The 18,492-nt window shown below is 34.3% G+C and carries 2 protein-coding genes; both read left to right on the forward strand.

Translation table 11 applies throughout. The features are described from left to right. The coding region (locus ACTNDN_RS19350; RefSeq protein ID WP_441131843.1) for a phosphopantetheine-binding protein at positions 1–604 on the forward strand (604 nt) is incomplete at its 5' end. Positions 605–608: 4 nt separating this feature from the next. Next, positions 609–18,407 carry an SDR family NAD(P)-dependent oxidoreductase gene (locus tag ACTNDN_RS19355; RefSeq protein ID WP_441131845.1) on the forward strand — a complete coding sequence of 5,933 codons (17,799 nt, stop codon included), beginning with the start codon at positions 609–611 and terminating at the stop codon, positions 18,405–18,407. Positions 18,408–18,492: the final 85 nt, after the last annotated feature.

An 18,492-nucleotide genomic window follows, 5' to 3' on the forward strand; every position in this document is an offset into this window, starting at 1 on the left:
TTCAATTGTGGGAGTAGAATGGATTCATGCTCTAAATAAGAAGTACAAGACTTCAATCAAGACAACAAAAATATATCAATATCCGACACTTTCTACATTTGCGGATTACTTCTATGATATTTTAACAAAAACGGAGGAGTATTTTACCAAAGAGGAAGACGAAAAGCCACAGCTAAAATCCGAAGAGCGAGATCAGGAATATTCCATAGAGAGAACTATAAATAACTCTGGCATGACAAAAGAAAAGCTACTTAAAGAACTATCTGAAAGTTTAGCAGAAGAACTGTATATGGAGGAAGAAGATATTGATTTGGAAAAAAGTTTTATAGAGTTGGGTCTTGATTCAATTGTGGGAGTAGAATGGATTCATGCTCTAAATAAGAAGTACAAGACTTCAATCAAGACAACAAAAATATATCAATATCCGACACTTCGAGAATTTACTACCTATATGTTTGATGAATTAAATAGAATAAATAAAAATTTAGAAAGTAGTCTTCAAGAGAAAGATGAAATTGATAAGCTGTTATGGCAAATATATCAAGGAGAAATGGATATTCATAATGCAGAAGAGCTATTATCCATAAGCAAGAAGGAGGGGTGAAAACATGGAATTAAAAAGTATTTTAAAAGCATTGAAGGAAAAAAAAATAACACCTGAAGAAGCTAGAAAAGAAATGAAAAAATTTAATTCAGAAACTGAATTAACTGATTTTTTTAATGAATCTAAAAATGAAAGCAATATAGAAAGTGATATATCTGAGCATAATGTTGACAATTTAAGAGAAAAAAATTGGAATGAGGACGATCGAATTGCAATTGTAGGGATATCGGGGCGGTATCCTACTGCGGATAATATGGTGAGTTATTGGGATGTCCTTGTTAATGGGAAAAATACAATAAGAGAAATACCAACAACTCGGTGGGATACGGAGAAGTATTATGATCCTAAAAATACTAAGGAAGGGAGTATATACAGTAAATGGTTAGGCATGCTTGATGATGTTGAATGTTTTGATTCCTTGTTTTTTGAGATCCCACCATCTGAGGCGGAAGTGATGGATCCTCAGCATCGGCTTTTCTTAGAAGAAGGATATAAAGCCTTTGAAGATGCTGGTTACAGTCAGACTGCCTTAAATAATAAAAAATGTGGAGTATATCTAGGGATAGTAAATGGGGAATATGATGCATTGAATAACAAAAATGGCATGAGAAATATAAGTGTTACTAGTAATAGTAATGCAATTGGTGTAGCACGTATAGCCTATTACCTTAATTTAAAGGGACCAGCTATATCCATTGATACAGCTTGTTCCTCCTCACTTGTCAGTACGCATCTGGCAATACAAGCATTACGCAATGGTGAAATTGATATGGCACTAGCAGGTGGTGTAAGTTTGTATTTATCACCAGAATCTTACATTAATATGTGTGCTGCTGGAATGCTATCTCCAGATGGCCAATGCAAGGCATTCGATAATAGTGCAAATGGTTTTGTTCCAGGTGAAGGAGTAGGAGCAATTATATTAAAACGACTAAAAGATGCTAAGGCTGATGGAGACTATATTTATGGTACTATTATTGGTTCAGCAATTAATCAAGACGGAAAGACAAATGGGATAACAGCTCCAAATCTAAATAGTCAGGTAGAACTAGTTGATGATTTATATAATAAATTCAATATTGACCCAGTGAGTATAAGCTATGCTGAAATGCATGGAACAGGTACTAAGTTAGGAGATCCCATTGAACTAGAAGCACTCGCAACAGCTTATGGTAAAAAAACGGATGTGAAAAACTACTGTGCTATCGGCTCGGTAAAAAGTAATCTTGGCCATACTTCTGCTGCTGCAGCAATGGCAGGAATTCATAAGATTTTATTATCAATGAAGCATAAAAAACTAGTACCAACCTTACATGTAAATACTCCTAATGAACATTTTGACTTAAAGGATTCGCCATTTTATATCAATTGTGAAACGAAGGAATGGGATAGTGTAAATGGTTTTCCACGTCGTGCAGCCATTAGCTCTTTTGGATATAGTGGTACAAATGCACATGCTGTAATTGAGGAATATAATATAGATGAAGAAAATAGAATTACAAAGGTTATAGATGAGGAAAATCCAGGGATATTTGTGCTATCTGCTAAAAATCAAGCCCAGCTCACTAAATATATTCAGAACATAAAGCATTATGTTGAGCATCATCACGACATCAATTTTGCTGATCTATTATATACCTTACAGGTTGGACGGGAACCGATGGATGAAAGGCTGGCAATTATTACTTTTAGTATGGAAGACTTATCTAAAAAGCTATCTGCATTACTAGAGGGAAGATTATCAGATCCAGATTGTTTTCGAGGTAGAATAACTAGAAACAAAGCTAAAAATAAAAGGCAAAAAACTAGTTTTTCTCATAAGGCAGCTATTGATAAATTAACAAAGCAAGAACTGTACCGTCACGTTAATTCATGGGTGAACGGTGAAAAAGTTGAATGGGATTATTATTATTTAGGTTATGAACCTAGGCGAATCCCTCTTCCTACATATCCATTTGAACGGGATATACATTGGTTCAATAAAGAGGAAGACCATTTACAGAATGCGACGATGAATACTAATATAAATACTTTGCACCCGTTACTGCATCAAAATACTTCAAACTTCTCGGAACATAGCTTTCAATCGGTTTTTACTGGTGATGAGTTTTTTGTAAGAGAACATATCTTAAATGATAGTAAAATGCTACCAGGTGCAGCTATTTTGGAAATGGCAAGAAAGGCTGGAGAATTTTTAGGTGAAAAATATGTTTCAGCCATTAGTAATATATCATGGAATCATCCGATAAAAATGGATGAAGAAGGACAGGTAGTAAAAATTCGTCTACTTCCCGAAGGAGATAGATCTACCTTTGAAGTAAGCATACCTAATCCATATAAATCCAAGGAGAACAGTGATGATGAAATATTGTGTGCAGAAGGAGTTATTGAATATGAAAGGCTATTTTTAGATAGTGAATCATTGGATATCAATGCATATAAATCTCGCTGTTTATCAAGTATAAATACTAAAAAGAATTATGAGGATATTAAAGAAAGTGGACTCATTTATGGGCAACATTTTCAGACAGTTGAGGAAGCTTTCTATAATAACAAGGAAGTATTAGCGAAGCTCAAGTTAAATGTTAGTAATAGTCAGGTAGAAACAAAAGATTATGTTTTACATCCAGGGTTGCTTGATGGAGCAATGCAGACAATATCTGTTTTTCTCCAGGAAGATGGAACGGATGAAGGCTTAGTATACCTCCCTTTTTCAATGGGGAAAGTCAAAATATATTCTTCACTAACTGACTCAGGTTATGTGTATACAACAATTGCTAATAAGAAGGATAAGAATATAGGTAGGCTGGAAACAACAAAAAATGTAATGAAAAGCTTTGATATTATAATTACAGATAAAAAAGGAAGTATTTTGGTTGAGATAAGTAATTTTAATCTTAGACCAGTTCAAACTAAAGTTAACAACAAACTACCTAAGGAAATGAATTCGTTAAAGTCGGCTCCAACTTTTTATTATAAGAAGGTATGGGAAGTTGAAAATAGCTCTATTAGTCAAGCTAGGTCAAGTCTAACTGGCACTATCCTACTTTTTGATGTAAATCATGAACTTTACAATGTACTACAAACCCAAACAGAAGCGGCGATTTTTCTGGTGAAACCTGGAAAACAGTATGACCAATTGGATAATAATATGGTAGTCATTGATCCGACCAACAAGCATGATTATAAGATTTTATTTGAAAGTCTAAGTAATAAGGGAATAATACCAAATAAAATTATTTACAACTGGTCTTCTGATCCAATAATTACTGGTCACAATCTAATTAACAATAGAATGGAACGTGGAGTCTATTCCGTCTTACTTTTAAGTCAAGCGATTACGGAGAGTAAGGTTAATAGTAAAATACAGCTAGTATATGTATATCATTCTACCAATAATTATGAAGTTCCTGAAAATAGTGCAATGAAAGGTTTCTTTATAACTCTTCAAAAGGAAAACCCTTTATTTAGCTATAAAACAGTCGAATTATTAGATACCTCTATTAGTCTTTATAAAATTGCCATTTTATTGATAAAAGAGTTTCTTATAAATGGTCAGGGATTTGAAATTCGTTATGATGGAGTGAATAGATGGGTTAGTAAAATTAGAGAAACAAACAAAATAAATAAGGTGAATAATTCGGAAATAATTAAAAATAATGGTGTGTATATTATAACAGGAGGCATGGGTGGCCTAGGATTAATATTTGCACGCTACTTTAGTGAACAGGGAAATACAAAGATTGTACTTACAGGTCGCAGGGATTTACATGAACAAGATTTAGAAATTATAAGGGAAATTGAATCATTTGGTTCAGAGGTGCTTTATGTAAAAGCAGATATCTCAAAACAAGATGATGTAGAGGAACTTGTGACAAGGGTTAAGGATAGATTTAATAAGATTAATGGTATTATTCATTCAGCTGGTGTTAAAAGAGATTCTCTTTATTGGGGAAAAGAAATCGAAGAGATGAAAGAGGTAGTGGCAGCTAAAGTCTTCGGAACAAGGTATTTAGATGAAGCCTTAATGGATGAACCTTTGGACTTTTTCGTTATGTTTTCTTCTCTCGCTTCCGTTGTTGGTAATATAGGACAGTGTGACTATAGTTATGGAAATAGTTATCTAGACCATTTCGCAATAATAAGAGAAGAATTACGTGCAAAAGGACAGCGCTTTGGTAAAACACTTTCTATTAACTGGCCATTCTGGAAAGATGGAGGAATGGATATTGACTATGAGTCTAAGAAATGGATGGAGGAACAAGGGGGGATTTATTCTTTATACGACAAAGAGGGAATTAAGGCATTTGAAGATGGACTTCTTTTAAATGTACCACAATTAATTGTAGTAAAAGGAATACAAGAAAAAATTGTTCAATTGATTCATACCATAACTGGTGAACTTAATAGAAAAGTTAATAGTGGCCAAGAACAAGATACTGCTTCTGTGCGAATAGCTGAAAATGTAAACACGGAGAAGGCCAATGAGAGACTACGAGAAGAAACAAATCAATTTTTAAAAGAGGTGTTGGCAGAAAAAACAAAGATTTCTGTTGATAAGATAGACATGTTAGAGCCATTTGAAAAATATGGAATTGATTCAATCTTAATTATGAGTCTTACTCGTTTATTAGAAAAGTCATTTGGGGAATTGTCAAAGACATTATTTTTTGAGTACAGAAATTTAAATGAATTATCTGAATATTTCATAAGCGAAAAGCTTGATCAATTAGTGAAATTATTTGGAACATCCTTGATTGATAGGAAAGATGAAGATGTTGAAGGGATAGAAGTGCCAATCCTTACTGATATAGAGAAACCAAAAATGATCAATTCTTTACAAAATAACAATTATAAACAAGAGGATATAGCTATTATTGGTGTAAGTGGACGTTATCCACATGCAGATAACTTAGAACAGTTCTGGGATATTTTAAGGAATGGAAAGGATTGTATTACTGAAATACCAAAAGAACGATGGGATTACCGTAAGTTTTATGATAAAAATAAACAGAATTTAGGCAAGTCATATAGTAAATGGGGCGGATTTATTAAAGATGTGGCTATGTTTGATTCATTATTCTTTAATATTCCACCGATTGAGGCAGAAGTTATGGATCCTCAGACAAGATTATTTATGGAAGTTGCATGGCATACTCTTGAGGATGCTGGCTATACTAGGGCATCTCTTGATAAAGATAAAGTCGGAGTATTTGTTGGTGTAATGAATGGTATGTATGAGCTTTTTGAGACCGAAGTGAAGGGGAAAGGGATTCCTATTGGGTCTTCATTTGCATCGATTGCAAATCAGGTATCTTATTTCTGTAATTTTAATGGACCAAGTATGGCAATTGATACGATGTGTTCCTCCTCCTTAACAGCTATTCATTTAGGTGCTGAAAGCATAAGGAATGGAGAGAGTGATTTAGTAATTGCTGGTGGAGTAAACCTTATCTTACATCCTAACAAATACCTTTTGCTAAGTATGGGAAAATTCGCTTCAAGTGATGGCCGTTGCAAAAGTTTTGGAGAAGGTGGCGATGGATATGTCCCAGGTGAAGGTATTGGAGCAGTCTTACTTAAACCATTAAAGAAGGCTATAGCTGATAAGGATCATATTTATGCAGTAATAAAGGGTAGTGCTATAAATTCAGGTGGAAAAACCAGTGGATTTACAGTGCCGAATCCGAATGCACAAGGAGATTTAGTAGATAATGTGTTTCAAAAGACTGGTATTGACCCAGAAACAATCAGCTACATTGAAACACATGGAACGGGTACATCATTAGGGGATCCTATTGAGATTACTGGACTTACAAAGGCTTTTAGAAAGCAAACTCAACGTAATTCAAATGAAAAGCATTGTTCAATTGGATCAGTGAAATCGAATATTGGTCACTTAGAATCAGCTGCAGGAATGGCTGCATTAACAAAGGTGCTGCTACAAATGCAAAAACAAAAATTGGTTCCATCTATTCACTCGAATCCACTAAATCCAAATATTAACTTTAAACATACACCATTCTATGTACAGCAACAACTTCAACAATGGGATGAACCGGTTATAAATAAAGATGGTAAGACGTATAAAGTTCCTAGACGTGCAGGTATTAGTTCATTCGGTGCAGGTGGTTCTAATGCACATATGATAGTTGAGGAATATAAACCAGTTATGGTAGAGACATTAGTAGAAAATAAGGAACCTAAATTGTTTGTTGTCTCAGCTAAAAACAAAGAAAGAGTAAGAGAATATGTCCTAATGCTAACTGAATATATAAGTAAAAAAGGTGTAGGACAATTCAGCAATTATGAGAATCTAGCAAATGGATTACAAGATGAAAAGTTATCCTTTGAGAAAATACATCAAGTAATTATTGGAATTTTTGCAGATTTATTAGGTATTAATAAAGGGAATATAGACTCCAAAGTTAGTATAGAGGAGTATGGATTGGACATTGTTCAATCCACTAAATTTATGGATGCTGTAAATCAAAAGCTGGATCTCAATATGTCTGAATGGGAATTTACTGCTTATTCTTCTATTTATTCACTTACTACGTATATCAGTAGATTAATGTCTAAAGAAATGGATTCAGATGTAAAGGCAGGCACAGAGTGTATAGATGCTTCTTCTATTGCTTACACATTACAAGTTGGTAGAGAAGCGATGGAAGAGAGAGTAGCGATAATTGCAGAGAGCAGTGAAGTATTACTGCATAAGCTTCAGCTTTACTTAGATGGAAGTAAAAATATAGAAAAAGTTTATGAAGGCAATGTTCTTGATAATAAGCAGAAGTTAAAAACAATAATAGAAGAGAAAACTGGCGGTAAATCTATTACACATCTAATAGATGGAAAAAAATTAGAGATAATCGCTGAATTATGGGTTGCAGGAGGAGAGATAGATTGGAATCAGCTTTACAAAGAAGAAAAACCATTTCGAATTTCACTTCCTACTTATCCGTTCAGCAAAGAGCGTTTCTGGCCAAAGATAATGAAAGAGAGTGTAAGTAATCAACATTTAGAGATGGAGGTTATTCATCCACTCTTAACTAAAAATACATCTACTATCAATGGATTACGATATAGCACAATCTTTAACGGAAGAGAGTTTTTCTTAGAGGACCATATTATTAATGGGAAAAAGATATTACCAGGTGTTACCTATCTTGAGATGGCACGTGCCGCTATTGCAGATTTACTCGAAATCTCTGATAAGAATGATGGAGCTATTAAAATTAACAATGTGGTATGGATTCAACCATTCGAAGTGGATAATGATAATAAAACGCTTCATATCTCCATAATACCTAATGAATATGATGAATTAAAATTTACGCTATATAGTGATTCGGAAGATGGAAGTAAGGAATCCTTGGTTCATTGTGAGGGCATTGCTCGTATCAACAATACTCTTGAACAATCAAGGCTGGATATAGAATTGCTTAAATCGCAATGTAATGTATCGAGAAAAAGTGGAGAATCATTTTATACGATTTTTGAGAATATGGGAATTAATTATGGTCCTTCTCACATGGGAATTGAGGCGGTGTATAAAGGCGAGAATCAAATGATCGCTTCCTTAATATTACCAGAAATAGAGGCTATTCAAAGCTCAGAATTCATCTTACATCCTAGTCTATTAGATTCAGCTCTACAAGCAACTATTGGTTTTTCAATAACTGATGAAATTAACTCGCAAATGGTATTACCAAATAATGCTACTGATAAAATGGTAAACCTGCCATTTGCAGTAGATGAAATAGAAATCATTAGAAGCTGTTCTTCAAAGATGTGGGCATATATATATATAGATAAGCAGAAAAATGAAGAGAAAGTACAAAAAATTAACATAGAACTTTGTGATTCAGAAGGTAATGTATGTATCCGAATAAAGCGTTTAGCTTTTAGAACACTTCAAAGTGAGAATAAAAGTACTAGTATTACACAAGAAAGAGAAACACAAAAACTACTAATTACAAAAAAATGGAATGCGATGTCTATAAATCACAGTAAAAAGATTGATATTAATAATCAAAGAATCGTATTTCTTTGTGAACCAGACAATCAACTTATTGTTGAAATAGAATCGCGATTACCTAACACGAAATGTATACCTCTTCGCTCTAATGCAAATACCATACCGGAAAAATATACAGATTATGCAGCTCAGATGCTTCATGAATCACGAAAAATTCATTCAAATAAGAGTAAGGATAAAATTCTAATACAGTTATTTATCCATACTAATACTGACAATCAGACTTTAACTGGCTTGTTAGGATTACTGAAGACAGCACAACTTGAAAATCATAATATGGTATGTCAGTTGGTTGAATCACAGCAAGAAATTAGCATGGATGACATTTGTGTATATCTAGAAAAAAGTGGGGAGATTTCCCATGAACAACATATTCGATATATCGGAAATAGAAGTTTTGTTTGTGAGCTAGAGCAATCTATCGTTGAATCCGACAGCTACAACAATCCTTGCTGGAAGAATGGGGGGGTATATCTTATTACTGGTGGAACAGGTGGTCTTGGTTTCATTATAGCTAAAGAGATTGCCCAAAGAACTAATAATGTGACTTTGATATTATTAGGGCGTTCACAATTGAATGAGAAAATAGACCGTCAAATAAAAAATTTAGAATCTTTTGGAGCACAAGTATTATACAGACGAGTAGACGTAACAAATATGCAGCAAGTTACGGATCTAATGAAAGTTGTAGTTAATGAATTTGAGAACATTAATGGGATAATTCATTGTTCTGGGATAGTTCGAGATAACTTTATAGTAAAGAAAAAGGAAGAGGAATTACGTGCAGTTTTAGCGCCTAAAGTTTCAGGTATTTATAATCTTGATGAGGCTACCAAAGAAATACCATTAGATATATTCATTATTTTTTCATCCTTGGCAGGAGTAATGGGCAATATTGGACAAGCGGATTATGCAGCTGGGAATGCGTTTATGGACTCATATGCAGAATACAGGAATCAGCTAACCGAAAAGAAAGTAAGATTTGGACATGCTATCTCAATCAACTGGCCATTATGGCGAGAGGGAGGAATGACAATAAGCAAGGCAATGGAAAGCATGATTCAGGTAAGTACTGGCCTAGTGCCTATGAAAACAGCAGCAGGGATAAGCCTACTATATGAAAGTATTAGGAGTGGTCAATCACAAGTATTGGCACTCGAGGGCGACTCTGAAAAAATTATTCGTTATCTATATAAACACACATCTGATAATAATTTCATAGATAAGAGCTTGGAGCAAGAAAAGGCGGAGATTGTTCAGGAAAATAGGAAAGAAAAGTTATCAAATATACTAAAACGAATGCTTTCCTCCGAACTGAATCTTGATGTTGGACGAATTGATTCACGAGTTCCGTTAGATACGTATGGTATTAATTCAATAATGATAATGCAATTGACAAATCAGCTAGAGAAGAGTTTTGGTTCATTACCAAAAACGTTATTTTTTGAATATCAAAGTCTAATAGAACTATGTAACTATTTTTGCGAAAATTACCCAGAGCGTGTAAACGAAATGACTGGATTAAAGAAAAGTTTAGCAATTCCTGCTCAAGTTAAGCATAAATCAATGGCAGGAGAAAAAATGTTTGCCCAAAGGAACCAAAAAAATAAACCTCAAATATGGAATAGTAAAAATGACAAATCTACTTTATCTGAATCTAAGCAAACTAGTGATAATGATGAAATGGATATTGCAATAATTGGAGTATCAGGAAAATATCCACATGCTGATAATCTTATAGAATTTTGGAGTAACTTGAAGGAAGGTAAGGATTGCATCACAGAAATTCCAAAAGACCGTTGGGATCACAGCATCTATTATGACAAAGACAAAAGAAAGCTAGATAAAACTTATACAAAATGGGGTGGATTCCTAAACGGAATTGATCAATTCGATCCTCTATTTTTTAATATTGCACCAAGTGATGCACAAATGGTAGATCCCCAAGAAAGATTATTCTTACAGTGTGCATACAACGCTATAGAGGATGCAGGTTATACAAGGCACACCCTTGGAAAAAATAAGGTGGATGATATGGAATCCAATGTAGGTGTCTATGTTGGAGTAATGTATGAAGAATATCAGCTTTATGGTGCACAGGCACAAGCGAAAGGACATATGTTGTCTCTAAGTGGTAGTCCGGCTTCCATTGCTAATCGTGTCTCTTATATATGTGGTTTCAACGGACCAAGTATGGCTGTTGATACAATGTGTTCGTCATCACTTGTATCCATTCATTTAGCATGTCAAAGCATTCGAAATGGTGAATGCGAAACAGCGATAGCTGGTGGTGTAAATCTTTCCCTTCACCCGAATAAATTTCTTATGCTAGGACAAAACAAATTTATGTCAAGTAAGGGTAGATGTGAAAGTTTTGGAAAAGATGGTGACGGTTATACTCCAGGAGAAGGAGTAGGGGCAATTGTCCTTAAGCCAAAGGCAAAGGCTATTGCAGACGGTGATAATATTTATGGAATTATTAAAGGTTCTGCAGTTAACCATGGTGGAAAGACAAATGGCTATACTGTACCTAATCCACGTGCACAAGCAAGTTTAATTAATAAAGTACTTAAGCGTTCAGGAGTAAATCCAAGAACTATTAGTTATATTGAGGCTCACGGAACTGGTACTGCATTGGGTGATCCAATAGAAATTGCGGGGCTTAATAAAGCATTTGACGAATATACCAAAGACAAACAATTTTGCCTTTTGGGGTCAGTAAAATCAAATATTGGTCATTGTGAGAGCGCTGCAGGAATAGCTGGATTAACAAAGGTTCTCATGCAGATGAAACATAAGCAGATTGTTCCATCCTTACATTCTTCTGAGCTAAATTCGAATATTGACTTTGAAAATAGTCCGTTTATTGTTCCACAAACATTATCGGAGTGGAAACGCCCAATAATTGTGGAGAATGGAGTAGAGAAGGAATATCCAAGAATGGCTGGTATCTCTGCATTTGGAGCTGGAGGTGCGAATGCACATCTGATTGTAGAAGAGTATATTCCAGAAGAACAATCAGTAGAAGAAATGGATAAGCAGAATCAGAATCCTATAATAATTACGCTCTCTGCTAGAAAGAAAGAGCAGTTAAATGAAGTGGCTAAGCAAATGTATTCATGGATTCAGAATGAGTCACCTTCTTATGAAAAGTTAAAAAATATAGCTTATACACTTCAAGTAGGGCGTGAGAGTATGGAAGAACGCCTTGCGTTTATTGTAAATTCAAGTACTGATTTTGAAGAAAAATTAAATGATTTCTTGAAAGGTTCGGGGGATTATTATAGAGGTCAAGCTAAGAGTATCAATAACGTCTTACATGTATTAGATTCTGACGTAGAATTTCAAAATGTTCTCGATACATGGTTTAAACAGCTGAAGTATTCGAAAATACTTGAGCTCTGGGTTAAGGGATTAACTATTGAATGGAGTAACTTTTATTCCATTAGTGAAGAACGAAAGCGACTGAGTTTACCGACGTATCCTTTTGCTAAGGAACGCTATTGGGTACCTGAAGTGGAGGATACTCAGCCTAATAATATTTCTGTAAGAAATGCTAACGCTATTCATCCTTTAGTACACTCGAATACGTCGGATTTTAATCAACAAAAATATAGTACAGTGTTTACTGGTAGAGAATCTATTTTCTCTGATCACATGATAAATGGAACAAAAACACTGCCTGCAGTTGCCTATATTGAAATGGCATATGTTGCAATACGGAATGCTTTTAACATGGATGAGGATAAAGCTATAACTTTTGAATTTAGAGATATTACATGGATTAGGCCATTAACCGTGGATGATAAGTCTATTCAGGTACATTTGGCTCTTGATTTAGAAGAGACTAATGAGGTTTCATTTAACATTTATAGCGTGTCAGAAGAAACTCCTTCTATAAAGACTATTTATTGTGAAGGTGTTGCATGTTTCGGGAAAAATAGTAGAACTCCTGAGATTGATTTACGCGAAAGATTAAACGAATGTAATAAAAAGGAAATTAAATCAGAGGCTATTTATGAGCAATTTAAATCAATAGGTATTCATTACGGTGCTGAACAAAGAGGTATTGCATCAATTAACCTTGGACAAAATCAGGTATTAGCTCATTTAGTTCTTCCTAAATTACTGACAGATTCTATGGAGAAATATCAACTTCATCCATGTATTTTGGATTCTGCTTTACAAGCAGCTATAGGTATTTCATTAGGACATCCGAAACCACTGCTGAATATTAAGGAGGAAACTATAGCTCCAAAGCTTCCTTTTATGATAAAAAGAATGACAATTTATAAGGGATGCTCTTCTTCTATGTGGTCTAGCATACGTCCTAGTAATAAAAGGGATAACGAGAATAATAGAGAGCTTTTAGATATTGATCTTTGTGATACAAATGGTGAAGTTTGTGTACGTATAGAAGAAATTTATTTCCGCTCTATTCAACAGAGTGGAAATAAAAAAGGATTAAAAAAGCTGGCTTCCAATGAAAACATTAAGCCCTTAACATTTAGTACTGAATGGATAGAATCAGCATTAGATAAAAAGGATCAATCTAGGGAGTACAACAAACGTATTCTCGTATTGTGTGAAGTAGATGATCATATAGAAAGTGAATTGTATAGAAAATGTGAAGATTGCCAAATCATAACACTTAAATCAGACTCTAGTAATATAGCACAACGCTTTAATAACTATTCTATAGCTATTTTTGAAGAAATTAAAAATTTGATAGGTAGTCATTCTCAAGACAGTACACTAATACAAGTTTTAGTTCCGCAAAGTTTTGATAACTATCCGTTTATGGGGATAGCGAGTTTATTAAAAACCGCAAATATAGAGAATCCTAATATCTTTGGACAGGTGATTAGGGTTACAAATTCTTTAGAATCAAGTGATATTGTAACGACATTGAAAGATAATGCAAAATATAGTCAGGACTATTCTGTGTTATATAAGGATGGAAAACGTTTTGTGTTAACAATCAAGGAAGAAGAGGGGATTTCAGAAGAACAAAGATCACCAGTTTGGAAAAATGAAGGTGTCTACCTAATTACTGGTGGTATGGGTGGTTTAGGTTTAATTTTTGCTAAAGAAATAGTAAATAAAGTTAAGAATGCTGTAATTGTTCTTACCGGAAGGTCTCCTTTAACAGTAGAAAAACAGTCTATTCTTAATGAATTAGAGACAAAGGATGCAACGCTTGTTTACTATCAGGCAGATGTTAGTGTGGAAGATTCTGTAATGAAATTAATAGAAAAGATTCAAGTAGACTATGGAAAATTAAATGGAATTATGCACTGTGCAGGACTGGTTAAAGATAATTTTATCTATAAGAAGACTTTGCAAGAGTTTTTGGAAGTTCTTTCACCAAAAACACAAGGAATAATCAATCTTGATTTTGCAAGTAAAGCGATTGATCTAGACTTTTTTGTCCTTTGTTCTTCCTTATCGGGAGTCACAGGGAATATTGGGCAGGCTGACTATGCAGCAGCTAATGCATTTATGGATGCTTTTGCAGCATACAGAGATGAAATGGTTAGGACAAACAGACGTAGTGGGCAAACGATATCTATTAACTGGCCGCTTTGGCAAGATGGTGGCATGAATATAGAAGAATCATTTGAAAAGGCAATAAGAGACCGAACTGGTATGACTACTTTACGGACAGAAACTGGTTTAGAGCTTTTTTATAGGTCAATGGCTTTGAACAAGAATCAGATAATTGCTGTCGAAGGAGATGCAGAAAAAGTTCGTTCTATATTAGTAGATTTGGAGAACGAGAAGAAGAATATAAAGTTATTACCTCAACTTCAGGAAGTTGTTCATACTTCCAATGAGAACATACATGAAAAAGCAAGCTTGTTTATTAAGCAAATTTTTGCAGAGGCATTAAAGATACCTATTCAAGAGATTGAAGAATATGAACCATTGGAAAGGTACGGAATAGATTCCATTCTTATCATGAAGCTGACAGATTTACTGGAAAATACTTTTGGACCGTTACCTAAAACTCTCCTATTTGAATATCAGAATATTAATTCTGTTACGAAATATTTTGTTGATAAGCACTATGATCAACTTATTAAACATATAGGAATAAGTGATAATGAAACGCCAATGGAAAAATATGAAAAAACTGTTCATTATGTGGAGATGGATAAAACGGATCAGTTGGATAATCATTTTGATGTGGAAAAAAAGTCGCGCTTTTCAGCAGTAGTTAATCAGGAGAAAGAAACTGTTTCGGATATAGCGATAATTGGCATGTCAGGTGCATTTGCTCAAGCTGAGAATTTAGATGAATTCTGGGAAAACCTTCAGCAGGGACGTGATTGTATTACGGAAGTACCATTGTCTCGGTGGGATCATAGTAACTACTTTAATGAGGACAAGAATCATTCTGGAACTGCTTATACGAAGTGGGGCGGTTTTATGAAAAACGTCGATAGTTTTGATCCTTTGTTTTTCAACATTACGCCTACTGATGCTGTAATCATGGATCCTCAGGAAAGATTATTTATGAAATCAGTGTATGAAGCAATAGAAGATGCTGGATATACTAGACACGAACTTGGTTATAATCCAGGATCTGATGTCCGTCGTAATGTTGGCGTTTATGTAGGTGTTATGAATGAAGATTATCAGCTTTATGCTGCCCAAGAGCAGAAAGTAGGTAATCCGATTGTTCTTTCAGGTAACCCGTCATCTATTGCAAATCGAGTGTCTTATTTCTTTGATTTCCATGGTCCAAGTTTGGCAATTGATACGATGTGTTCTTCATCCCTCGTAGCTATTCATATGGCATGTCAGGCCATAAAACAAGGTGAATGCGAATATGCTATCGCTGGTGGAGTCAATGTTTTAAGTCACCCTAATAAGTACCTTCTTATTAGTCAGTCTAAATTTGCATCGACTAATGGAAGATGTGTTAGTTTTGGTAAAGGTGGGGACGGTTATGTTCCCGGTGAGGGTGTTGGTTCCCTACTTCTTAAACCAAAAGACAAAGCAATTGCTGATGGAGATCAGATTTATGGCATCATTAAAGGAAGTTCGGTCAATCATGGTGGAAAAACGAACGGATATACGGTACCGAATCCTGTTGCTCAGGCTGAAGTGATTAGCCGGGCATTAAATGTAGCAAATATTAGTCCGGATACGTTAAGTTATATAGAAGCTCATGGGACAGGTACAGCATTGGGAGACCCAATTGAGATAACCGCATTAAAAAAGGCATTTGGGGACGACTTCCCTAATACGCAAAAATGTGCAATAGGTTCTGTAAAATCCAATGTTGGACATTGTGAGAGCGCTTCTGGTATTGCATCTATTTCAAAAGTACTACTACAAATGAAGCATAAAAAGATAGTTCCATCCTTGCACTCACAAGAACTGAATCCAAATATTGATTTTAATACTAGTCCGTTCTTTGTTCCTCAGGAATTAATCGAATGGGAACGTCCAAAGGTAAAAAGGAATGGAACTATAAAGGAATATCCAAGAAGATCTGGTATTTCGTCATTTGGGGCGGGTGGAGCAAATGCTCATATTATTATTGAGGAATATATATCTAATGAGACAGAAATGAAAAATGATTATCCGCAGATAAATCAAGTGGTGATAGTATTATCTGCTAAAACAAAAGAACAACTAAAAATGCAAGCAAATAATCTTATCGAAGCCGTTCGTAATCAAAAAGTGAATGAGAATAATTTGGTTGATGTAGCTTATACATTACAGGTTGGTCGAGAGGAGATGGAAGAGCGTATTGCATTTGTAATCACCTCACTAGAAATGTTAATTGAAAAGTTAACGGAATTTGTTATAGTGCAGGATGCAACGAAGGATATTTTCTTAGGGCAGGTTTATGGAAAAAGTAAATCGTTACTAGGGTTCGAGACAGCTGGGGACTTATCAAAAGATGTACAGAATTGCATCAAACTTTGCCATTTTGAAAAAATATGTGAGTATTGGGTTAATGGGGTAAAAATTGATTGGAATAGTCTATATGATAAGAGACAAAAACGAGTAAGCTTACCCACGTATCCTTTTGAACATGAAAGATATTGGGTAACTGTTAGCCCTGATATGTTAGATCAGATAGAACTTACAAGTAAGATTCATCCATTAATTCACGTGAATAACTCAAGTCTTTATAAGCAGCATTTTTATTCTAACTTTTCGGGAAATGAGTTTTTCTTGAGAGATCATTGTCTTGGTGAAAGAAAGGTTTTACCGGGAGCAGCTACTCTTGAAATGGCCCGTATTGTGGGAGAACTTAGTACTGAAACAAAGGTAAATGTTCTTAAAAATGTTATATGGTTGAATCAGATAGAAGTTTCTGATAAATCGAATAGCGTTAAGGTTAAAGTATATTCGAATAATGATAAAACAAGTTTTGAAATAAGTACTACAGTTGAAAATGAGCCAGCGGAAGATATGACCAATAATGAAATGATTTGTACAGAGGGCCAATTAGAATTTAGGGATGATTTATATGCTACTCTGGATTCAAAAACTATCGATATCGAAAAGATTAAATCAAGATGTCATAGAATAGAACTTGGTAAAGACTGTTATGAATCTATGGCAGATAAAGGCTTAATAAATGGTGCAAGTTTTCAAGTAATTCAGGAAATACATTCCAATGATTTTGAAGCAATTGCAAACCTTAGTTTAAATTCAGATTTGGATGAATCGTTACATGAGTACACCCTTCATCCTGCATTATTAAACGGAATTTTTCAATCTGTATTAGGTCTAATGGGAAATCAAGATGAATCGAATCCAGTTATATTCTTGCCGTTTGCTTTATCAGAAATGAGAATGCTAGGACCTATAACGAAAGATTGCGTCGCTTATGTCACACCATCTAGTTATTCAAAAAAATCACAATCGTCTACTATTCAAAAATTTGATATTACGATTACAGACGAATCTGGAAATATATTAGTTACGATTGATGAATTCACACTAAAAGCATTTTATGTGAATAACACTGTTCAGGAAACAGTGGATGAAGTAAAAGAATTGTCTTTAAGTAGTTTGAATAGCGATAGTATATTTGAAAACCAATATTATACAACTGAATGGTATAAGACTCCATATAATAAGAATTATCAAGTGTTAACAAAGCATATTCAAGGTACGATTATCATTTTTGATCAAGATGAAGAACTGTATAAAGAGATAAAAGCGCTTCTTAGAAAGGGCAATGATACTGAAGTTATTCTTGTAAAGCCAGGAGACAGTTGTAAAGTAATAGAAAAACACATTTATGAAGTGAATCCAATGGTTCAAGAGGATTATCAACAGTTATTCGAAATGCTGAATAAACAGAAACTACAACCCAATAATATTATTTTTAATAGAAATAATGGTAAATCAGCTAGGACAGATGAGGAATTGGATGAACACCTGGAACATGGAATTTATTCACTATTTTATCTGAGCCAAGCATTAATGAAACAAAAAATAAACTATAAGGTTAAATTACTATTTACATTTGTAAATGAAGAAGGAGAAGTAATACCTGAATACAGTGCTATTAGTGGATTTGCAAAAACAATTCGCATGGAAAAACCAACCTTTATCTTTAAGACTGTTGAATTACAAAAAACTCGATCATTCCGTAAAGAATCAAGGAAAGAAAGCATTGCACAGATTTTAATAAATGAGTTTGAGATAGAAGATTCTGAAGTAGAGATACGTTATGAAGGAAGTAATAGGTTAGTTAAAGAAGTTAAAAGTATTGGATTCCTTTAAGTAAAAGAATGAATAATTCCAATGTAATTTTTATTTTGTGGTAATCAGTTTAATTAGTGGTATTACCATTATATAATTCACTTCT

Origin of the sequence: Niallia sp. HCP3S3_B10 (genome assembly GCF_052064465.1) — a bacterium.
Taxonomy (GTDB): domain Bacteria; phylum Bacillota; class Bacilli; order Bacillales; family Cytobacillaceae; genus Niallia; species Niallia hominis.